Below are 8297 nucleotides of genomic sequence, written 5' to 3'. Positions count from 1 at the left end.
ACGCACCTGAGCCTGTTCGAGGGCGAGTCCAATGCCTTCCACGACCCGGACGATCCGATGCAGCTGTCGGCCACCGGCAAGCAGTTCATCGCCGGGATTCTGACGCATGCCAACGAGATCAGCGCGGTGACCAATCAATGGGTCAACAGCTACCGGCGACTGGTGCACGGCGGCGAGGCCCCCACCGCTGCCACGTGGGGCCGAGCCAACCGCTCGGCCATGGTCCGCCTGCCGCTGTACACGCCGACCAAGGCGTCCTCGCGACGCGTCGAAATTCGCACCCCTGACTCGGCCTGCAACCCGTACCTGTCGTTCGCGGTACTGCTGGCGGCAGGTCTGCGCGGCATCGCCGAAGGCTACGAACTGCCCGAGGAAGCCGAGGACAACGTGTGGGCCCTGACTCGGGCGGAACGGCGTGCGATGGGCTACCGCGAATTACCCACTTCCCTCTCCGATGCGCTCCACCAGATGGAGCGCTCGGAACTCGTTGCCGAGGCGTTGGGCGAGCATGTCTTCGACTATTTCCTGCGCAACAAGTGGGCCGAGTGGTCGGCCTACCGTGAGCAGGTCACGCCGTTCGAGCTCAAGCACCACCTGCCGCTGTAGTCCGCCGCGGCAGCGCAGCCGATAGGCTTGATTACCGTGACTGCACGAGGTGGACGTTCGACGGTGCCGAGCCCCGGTCGGCTGGGATTGCTCGAGCCCACGGCCCGGGACGATCTGGGCGCGCTCGGCTGGGACACGCCGGACAGTGTGGACCGGTTGTGGGCACTCTCGCGCGCCGCCGACGCCGATCTCGCCCTCAAAGCACTCGTCCGCCTGCAGCAGGCCACTGCAGACGACGACTGGGCACAGATCGATCGGTTGCTGCGCGAGGACACCACCTTTCGCGGTCGGTTACTTGCCGTCCTGGGCGCCTCCGATTCCCTCGGCGATCATCTGGTTGCCGAACCGGGCGCGTGGCGTCTGCTGATTCCGCGTGACCTGCCGACCGCGGCCCAGGCGCGGGAGGCGATGCTCGCGTCGGTGGACGCCGTTGAAGAACCGGACGCCGGGTCGAATCTGCTGTACCGCGCGGCGATCAGCGGCCCGGAAGCGATCAGCCGACTACGGGTGGCCTACCGGAACTTGGTGCTGAAGCTGGCCGCACAAGACCTGGCCGCCACCGTCGAAGACGAGCCCGTGCTGTTCCTGCCCGAGGTCGGCAGGCGGCTCGCCGATCTCGCCGACGCGGCGCTGACCGCGGCGCTGGCCGTCGCCGTGCGCGAAGTGCTCGGCGATGACCCGCTGACCGGTCGCATCGCGGTGATCGCCATGGGCAAGTGCGGGGCGCGGGAACTGAACTACGTGAGCGACGTGGATGTCGTCTTCGTTGCCGAACCTGCCGACACCACCTCGGCCCGGCTGGCCGGGGAACTGGTGCGCGTCGGTTCGCTGGCCTTCTTTGAGGTGGACGCGGCGCTGCGGCCGGAAGGCAAGCGCGGGGCCCTGACCCGCACGCTCGACTCGTATCTCGCGTATTACCAGCGCTGGGCCAAGACATGGGAGTTCCAGGCGCTGCTCAAATCGCGACCGATGACCGGCGACCTGAGCCTGGGCGAGGAGTACCTGGCGGCGACGGGACCGCTGGTGTGGTCCGCGGCTGAGCGGGAAGACTTCGTGGTCGACGTGCAGGCGATGCGTCGGCGCGTGGAGTCGCTGGTGCCCGACAACGAGAAAGAGCGGAACGTCAAACTCGGCCGAGGCGGCCTGCGCGACGTCGAGTTCGCGGTGCAGCTGATGCAGATGGTGCACGGGCGGGCGGACGAGAGCCTTCGCGTGCGATCGACCCTGGAGGCCATCGACGCGCTGACCGACGGCGGCTACGTGGGCCGCACCGATGGCGCGAACTTCCACGCCTCCTACGAGTTCCTCCGAATTCTCGAACACCGGCTGCAACTGCAGCGCATGGCACGGACGCATCTGCTGCCCGACCAGTCCGACGAGCCCGCCATGCGCTGGCTCGCGCGGGCCGCCCACATTCGGGCGGAGGGTGGCAGTGACGCCGCCGAGGTGCTGCGCCGGGATCTGCGTCGCCAACGTACGCGCGTCCGACAGCTACACGAGAAGCTCTTCTACCGGCCGCTGCTGGAGGCCGTCACCAGATTCGACAAGGACTCGCTCTACCTCCAAAACAAATCCGCCGAGCGCCAGTTGGCCGCACTCGGATACGCCCAGCCCGACCGAGCACTCGCGCACATCAAAGCGTTGGGGTCGGCGCGCGGCCGACGCGGCCAGATCCAGATGCTGATCCTGCCCAGCCTGCTGCAGCACATCAGCGACGCCCCCGATCCCGACGCCGGTCTGCTCAACTACCGGCGACTGTGCGACGAACTGGTCGACGCCCAATGGTTCCTGCGACTGCTGCGGGACGACGGCGTCGTCGCCGAACGTCTGATGCACGTGCTGGGCACCTCGGAGTATATCGCCGATCTGCTTATGCGGTCACCGGACGTGATCGCGCTGTACTCCACGGGCGCATCCGGGCCGAAGTTGGTGGAGGTGACCAGCGACGAGGTGGTCAAGGGGATGCTCGCGTCGGTTCGGCGGCACCGTGATCCGCGCAAAGCGATCGCGGTGGCGCGTTCGCACCGTCGTGCAGAATTGGCCCGCATCGCCTCGGCCGACTTGCTGGAACTGATGGACGTCCGGGATGTCTGCCGGGCGCTGTCGACAGTGTGGGCCGCGGTGATCAATGCCGCGCTGGAGAAGGTGATCGAGGCGGCGGTCGTCGAATCCAGTGAGCAGGTGCCCGCCCGGATTTCGGTGATCGGCATGGGGCGCCTCGGCGGCGGCGAGCTCGGCTACGGTTCGGACGCCGACGTCCTCTTTGTCTGCGATCCGGTGGAAGGCGCCGATGAGACGTACGCGGTGCGCTGGGCGCAGACCGTCGCCGACAATGTCCGGGCGTTGCTCGGCACACCCAGCGCAGACCCGCCGCTGGAAGTGGATGTGGGTCTGCGGCCGGAGGGCAAGAACGGCCCGATCGTTCGGACACTCGCGTCCTACCGCGCGTACTACCAGCAGTGGGCGCAGCCGTGGGAAGTGCAGGCGTTGCTGCGGGCCCATGCGATCGCCGGCGACCCGGATCTAGGCCTGGACTTTCTGCACGTGATCGATGCCGTGCGATATCCGGCCGGGGGAGTGTCGACCGACGCGGTCCGCGAGATTCGCCGCATCAAGGCGCGCGTGGACGCCGAGCGATTGCCGCGCGGCGCCGACCCGACGACGCACACCAAACTCGGTCGGGGCGGCCTCGCTGACGTCGAATGGACGGTGCAGTTGCTGCAGCTGCGCTACGCGCACAAGTACCTGGGCCTGCACACCACGTCGACCTTGGAGGCGCTGGGCGCGATCGACGAGGCCGGGCTGATACCGAGTGAGCAGGTTGCGATGCTCACCGAAGCCTGGCTGACCGCCACGACGGCGCGTAATGCGCTGGTGCTCGTTCGCGGCCGCCCCGTCGACCAGCTTCCTGGACCGGGCCGGGAATTGCGGGCCATCGCCTATGCGTCGGGATGGCCGCAAGACGAAGCCGCGGAGTATCTGGAGCACTATCTGCGGGTGACCCGGCGCGCGAAGGTCGTGGTGGAAGAAGTCTTCGGCGGATGAGTGTGCCGGGAACCAGCAGCCGGGGCTTCGGTGCTCTCGCCGGGCAGAGCCCGCTGCTGGCGCTTGTCTTTGTCGGCGGCATGCTGGGCGCGCCAGCGCGCTATGGCGTCGAACACGTGCTGCCCGCCGCCGCGGGCGGCTTCCCGCTGGGCACCTTTGCGGTGAACGTCGTCGGCGCCTTCTTGCTCGGTCTGCTGCTTGAATCGCTGATCCTGTCCGGGCCGGACACCGGCGTCCGCAACCGGCTGCGCTTGTTTCTGGGCACCGGCTTCCTCGGTGCGTTCACCACGTACAGCAGTTTTGCGGTGCAGCTTGATCGGCTGGGGCGCGGTGGGCACGCCAGCACCGCGGTCGGATACGCGGCGGTCAGCCTGGCGGTAGGCCTGGCGCTGGTCGCGCTCGGTATCTGGGTGGCGCAGCGGGCCCGTCAGTACCGGGGAGCAGGCGCATGAACCTGCTAACTGTGCTCGGCGTGAGCGCCTTCGGCGGACTCGGCGCGCTGGTGCGGTCGGTGCAGGACACCGTCGTGAAAGCTCGATTCGGTTCGGAGTATCCCTGGGGCACCATGACCATCAACATCGTCGGCAGCTTTCTGCTCGGACTGATCACCGGTCTGGCGATGCTCGCGGGAGAATCCGAGCAGTGGACGATCGTGTTGGGTGCAGGTTTCTGCGGCGGGTACACCACCTTCAGCACTGCGATGTTCGAGACGGCGGTCCTGTTGGGTGAACAACGTTGGCGTGCCGCGCTGGTGAACGTCGTCGGCACGCTGGCCGCGACGCTGCTTGCCGCCGGAGTCGGCCTCTGGCTGGCCTCCCTCGCGGGCTGAGCCCGACACACCACCGGCCCACCCACCTCGACTCGCTGCTTGAGCGTTTCTGCTGCTTGAGCGTTTCTGCTGCCTGAGCGTTTCTGCTGCCTGAGCTTGTCGAAGGCCGATGGGCCGGGAATGTGCTGGGGTCGAGGCTACTGTGCGGTGAGGATTTTGAGCGCGAAGATCAGGGTGTCGCCGGGCTTGATCGAGCCGTCCGGGGTGCCCTGCGGGTAGCCGTCCTTGGACGGGATTACCACAGCGACGGACGAGCCGACTTTCTGGCCGACCAGCGCCTGCTGGAAGCCGGGGATCACACCGGCGGCCGGGAAGTCGGCGGCCTCGCCGCGCTGGTAGGCACTGTCGAAGGTGGTGCCGTCGCGGCCGTCGACACCGACATAGCAAACGCTGACGGTCGAGCTCTCAGTGACAGTGGCGCCGTCGCCTTCATGGAGGACCTTGACCGCGGTCTCGTCAACCGCGAACGGGGTGGTGACGGTGACCAGCGGTGCGTTGCTGTCCGTCTGCCCGACGACCGACACTGAGCCGGTGGTGCCCTCGACGGTCCATTCGGCGGCGGTGTCGGCTCCTGCGGTGCCGGTGGGGCAGGCCTTGGAGACCACCGATCCGGCGGGGGCATCGGCGGCGCTCTGTGCGACCGAGGAATTGGCAGAATCGGACGCGGTATCGTTCGACGAGCAGCCGACCAGTAGGACGGCGCAGGCGGCGGCGGGCACGAGGATCAAAGGCTTCAGTCTCATGCCTGCTGACTGTACTTCAGGGCGGCGGCCGGAGTCGCGCGACGGTCCTGCGGCTTTCAGGTCAGGATTCGGCGTCCGAGGGCAGATAGCCCTCGGCGGCTGATCCTGGGTCTGATTTCCGTCGGATGCGCCAACGCCCGACTCTCCGCCGAGGAAAGTCGGGCGTTGGGGCGCCTGGTTTCGACTCTAGCCTCGGCTAGCGCCTCGGCCCGGCTCAACCATCGAAGTGGATCAGCAGTCGTAGTAGAGGTCGAACTCGTACGGGTGCGGGCGGATCTGGACCGGCAGGATTTCGTTTTCCCGCTTGTAGGCGACCCAGGTGTCGATGAGGTCTTCGGTGAAGACACCACCGGCGGTCAGGTAGTCGTGATCCTCCTCGAGGCGGTCGATCACGGTGGCCAGCGAGGTCGGGGCCTGTGGAATGCCCTTGGCCTCTTCCGGCGGGAGCTCGTACAGGTCCTTGTCGACCGGCTCGTGCGGTTCGATCTTGTTCTTGATGCCGTCCAGGCCGGCCATCATCATGGCCGCGAAAGCCAGGTACGGGTTACCTGAGCTGTCCGGGCAGCGGAACTCGATGCGCTTGGCCTTCGGGTTGTTGCCGGTGATCGGGATACGCACGCACGCCGAGCGGTTGCGCTGGCTGTAGACCAGGTTGATCGGGGCCTCGTAGCCGGGCACCAACCGCTTGTACGAGTTGATGGTCGGGTTGGTGAAGGCCAGCAGGCTCGGCGCGTGATGCAAGATGCCACCGATGTAGTAGCGGGCCATATCCGACAGGCCGCCGTAGCCGGACTCGTCGTAGAACAGCGGCGTGCCGTCTTTCCACAGCGACTGGTGGGCGTGCATGCCCGAGCCGTTGTCGCCGAAGAGCGGCTTGGGCATGAAGGTGACGGACTTGCCGTGCTGCCAGCCGGTGTTCTTGATGATGTATTTGAACAGCTGGACGTCGTCGGCGGCGTGCAGCAGAGTGTTGAACTTGTAGTTGATCTCCGCCTGGCCGCCGGTGCCGACCTCGTGGTGGCCGCGCTCGAGCGTGAAGCCAGCGCCCTGCAGGTTGTTCGACATTTCGTCGCGCAGGTCGACGTAGTGGTCGTACGGGGCAACGGGGAAGTAGCCGCCCTTGGCGCGGACCTTGTAGCCCAGGTTCGGGGTGCCGTCGGGGTTGGTGGCCTTGCTGGCGTTCCACGAACCGGACTCGGACTCGACCTGATAGAAGGTGCCGTTCATGTCCGAGCCATAGGACACGCCGTCGAAAATGTAGAACTCGGCCTCGGCCCCGAAGAAGCAGGTGTCGGCGATGCCGGTGGAGGTCAAGTAGTCCTGCGCCTTGCGGGCGACGTTGCGCGGGTCGCGGCTGTAGGCCTCGCGGGTGAACGGGTCGTGGACAAAGAAGCTGACGTTCATCGTCTTGGCCTTGCGGAACGGATCGATCCGGGCCGTCGCCGGATCGGGCAGCAGCATCATGTCCGACTCGTCGATCGACTGGAAGCCGCGGACCGAGGATCCGTCGAACGCCAAGCCGTCTTCGAAGACCGACTCGTCGAAGGCCGAAGCCGGGATCGAGAAGTGCTGCATGGTGCCCGGGAGATCGCAGAACCGGATGTCGACGTACTCGACGCCTTCGGCCTTGATGCCCTCAAGTAGTTCTTCGTTCGTGGTGTACACGGTCGCCGTTACTCCTTACTGGGGTGGACCAGAACCTCTCTGGACCGCAACTCGCCGTCCTCGGGCTGAGGCGAGGCGAATCGTTGATGTCGACGGTAGGGACACGAGATTGCCCGCCGATCAACCGAATGTTTCGCCCATGTTACGTGGACGCCTTTTTGTATGGAATGGGTTACACCGGACGCATAGGGCAGCCCGCGTGGCGGCGAGTTCGTTGCGGCGGCGTCGGCATCTAGAATGGACCCATGGCTTCGAAGAACCGACCCCGCCGCACCGCCGACACCCCGTCGCCGCTGCCGCCGTCGACCGGTTCTACGATGCGCGACGCGGCCGGCTCGTGGCTGACGGGGCCGTATCAGGCGCCCGGCGCTTTCGACTACCGCGGCGAGGACCTTGGGCTGCCGGAAACCGGGCCGGGGTCGATCGCCGGTGGGTGGTTGCGCGTGCTGGCGCTGCTGATCGACTGGTTCCTCGCGATGGCGATCGCCTTCCTGTTTGTCGGGCCCAAACAAGAGGTCGTGGTGAACGGGCACGTTTTCAGCGCCTTCGAAGTGACGGCCCAAGCGATGGCCATCCCGCAGTTCATCATCTGGTTCGTCGTCGGCATTGTGGCGGTCGTTCTCTTCGGTTTCACGCCCGGGCAGTTTATCGCCGGCACCCGGGTGGCCCGAGTTGATCTCGGGCCCGAGCGGGGAGCGGCCGAAGCGGCGGGGAGCGAGCCCCGCGCCGCGGTGGGCGTCATCCGGGCACTCGTCCGCCAGTTGCTGATCCCCTTCGTGGTGCCGGCCCTGATTAACGACTACAACGGCCGTGCGATGCACGACCGTGCCACGGGAACTGCCGTCCTCCGCTCCCGCTGAGCGAAGCGAGAGCCGCGGAATCGGCGAGTCGTGCTGCGCCGGGGGGGCGGCATAGCCCACAATGGGCACCATGAACGCACCTATGCCTCAGGGGACCCCGCCGCTTGACTGGCCGGACTACAACATTGGCTTCGTCGACGCCTACAAGCGCGTCTTCCAAAAATATGCGACCTTCGACGGGCGTGCCTCCCGTGCCGAGTTCTGGTGGTGGACGCTGGCCAACTTCGTTGTCGTCCTGGTGCTGTATGCACTGGTCTTCGCCTTCGCGTTCAGTGGCGACGGCAGCGGCAGCGGCATGTCCGTCATCGGCGGGATCTTCGGCATCCTGCTCCTGATCTATGCGCTGGCCGTCATCGTGCCGTCGATCGCCGTCACTGTCCGCCGTTTGCACGACGCCGGCTACTCGGGGTGGTTCTACCTGGTCACCTTCATCCCCTTCGTCGGCGGCATCGCGCTGATCGTGCTGTGTGCGATGGAGACCTCGCCGAAGGCCGCTCAGTACGGTCCGCCCGCGCCGGAAGGCTACGTTCCGCCGCAGGCCATGTACGG

At 66.8% G+C, this 8297-nt stretch carries 7 protein-coding genes and 1 pseudogene; 6 read left to right on the top strand and 2 right to left on the bottom strand.

Going from position 1 to position 8297, the window contains the following annotated elements; translation table 11 throughout:
* From WAW85_RS07495 to crcB (WAW85_RS07480), 4 genes and pseudogenes are all read left to right on the top strand, one after another.
* Nucleotides 1-606: pseudogene (locus WAW85_RS07495) on the top strand (glutamine synthetase); the annotation flags it as partial.
* 36 nt (nucleotides 607-642) lie between these two features.
* The gene (locus tag WAW85_RS07490; RefSeq protein ID WP_422558998.1) at nucleotides 643-3651 is read left to right on the top strand and encodes a bifunctional [glutamine synthetase] adenylyltransferase/[glutamine synthetase]-adenylyl-L-tyrosine phosphorylase; all 3009 of its coding nucleotides are present in this window, start codon (nucleotides 643-645) and stop codon (nucleotides 3649-3651) included.
* On the top strand, nucleotides 3648-4103 hold the full coding sequence (crcB, locus tag WAW85_RS07485) for a fluoride efflux transporter CrcB (RefSeq protein ID WP_422558997.1): 456 nt from the start codon (nucleotides 3648-3650) through the stop codon (nucleotides 4101-4103). Before WAW85_RS07490 ends, crcB (WAW85_RS07485) begins: the two co-directional genes overlap by 4 nt.
* Nucleotides 4100-4480 (top strand): fluoride efflux transporter CrcB, encoded by a 381-nt coding sequence (gene crcB, locus WAW85_RS07480; RefSeq protein WP_422558996.1) that lies wholly within the window; start codon nucleotides 4100-4102, stop codon nucleotides 4478-4480. The genes crcB (WAW85_RS07485) and crcB (WAW85_RS07480) overlap by 4 nt, the downstream gene beginning before the upstream one ends.
* Before the next feature lie 137 nt (nucleotides 4481-4617).
* Here the strand turns inward: crcB (WAW85_RS07480) and WAW85_RS07475 are convergent, their stop codons facing one another.
* Together WAW85_RS07475 and glnA are read right to left on the bottom strand one after the other, a co-directional pair.
* Nucleotides 4618-5223, bottom strand: a complete 606-nt coding sequence (locus tag WAW85_RS07475) for an FKBP-type peptidyl-prolyl cis-trans isomerase (RefSeq protein ID WP_422558995.1) — start codon at nucleotides 5221-5223, stop codon at nucleotides 4618-4620.
* Nucleotides 5224-5454: 231 nt separating this feature from the next.
* On the bottom strand, nucleotides 5455-6888 hold the full coding sequence (gene glnA, locus WAW85_RS07470) for a type I glutamate--ammonia ligase (protein ID WP_422558994.1): 1434 nt from the start codon (nucleotides 6886-6888) through the stop codon (nucleotides 5455-5457).
* Between the two features lie 317 nt (nucleotides 6889-7205).
* Between glnA and WAW85_RS07465 the strand changes: the two genes are divergently transcribed.
* Both WAW85_RS07465 and WAW85_RS07460 read left to right on the top strand, forming a co-directional pair.
* Nucleotides 7206-7748, top strand: a complete 543-nt coding sequence (locus tag WAW85_RS07465; protein WP_422558999.1) for an RDD family protein — start codon at nucleotides 7206-7208, stop codon at nucleotides 7746-7748.
* Between the two features lie 70 nt (nucleotides 7749-7818).
* A partial coding sequence (locus WAW85_RS07460; protein ID WP_422558993.1) for a DUF805 domain-containing protein occupies nucleotides 7819-8297 on the top strand: 479 nt, incomplete at its 3' end.

The organism is Gordonia sp. (in: high G+C Gram-positive bacteria) (genome assembly GCF_049299075.1).
GTDB lineage: Bacteria > Actinomycetota > Actinomycetes > Mycobacteriales > Mycobacteriaceae > Gordonia.
This window is presented reverse-complemented; position numbering and strand designations above follow the sequence as displayed.

Bases quoted from the DNA above. Each gene is read 5' to 3' on its own strand.
- crcB (WP_422558997.1), top strand. From the start codon at position 3,648: ATGAGTGTGCCGGGAACCAGCAGCCGGGGCTTCGGTGCTCTCGCCGGG.
- crcB (WP_422558996.1), top strand. From the start codon at position 4,100: ATGAACCTGCTAACTGTGCTCGGCGTGAGCGCCTTCGGCGGACTCGGC.
- WAW85_RS07475 (WP_422558995.1), bottom strand. From the start codon at position 5,223: ATGAGACTGAAGCCTTTGATCCTCGTGCCCGCCGCCGCCTGCGCCGTC.
- WAW85_RS07465 (WP_422558999.1), top strand. From the start codon at position 7,206: ATGCGCGACGCGGCCGGCTCGTGGCTGACGGGGCCGTATCAGGCGCCC.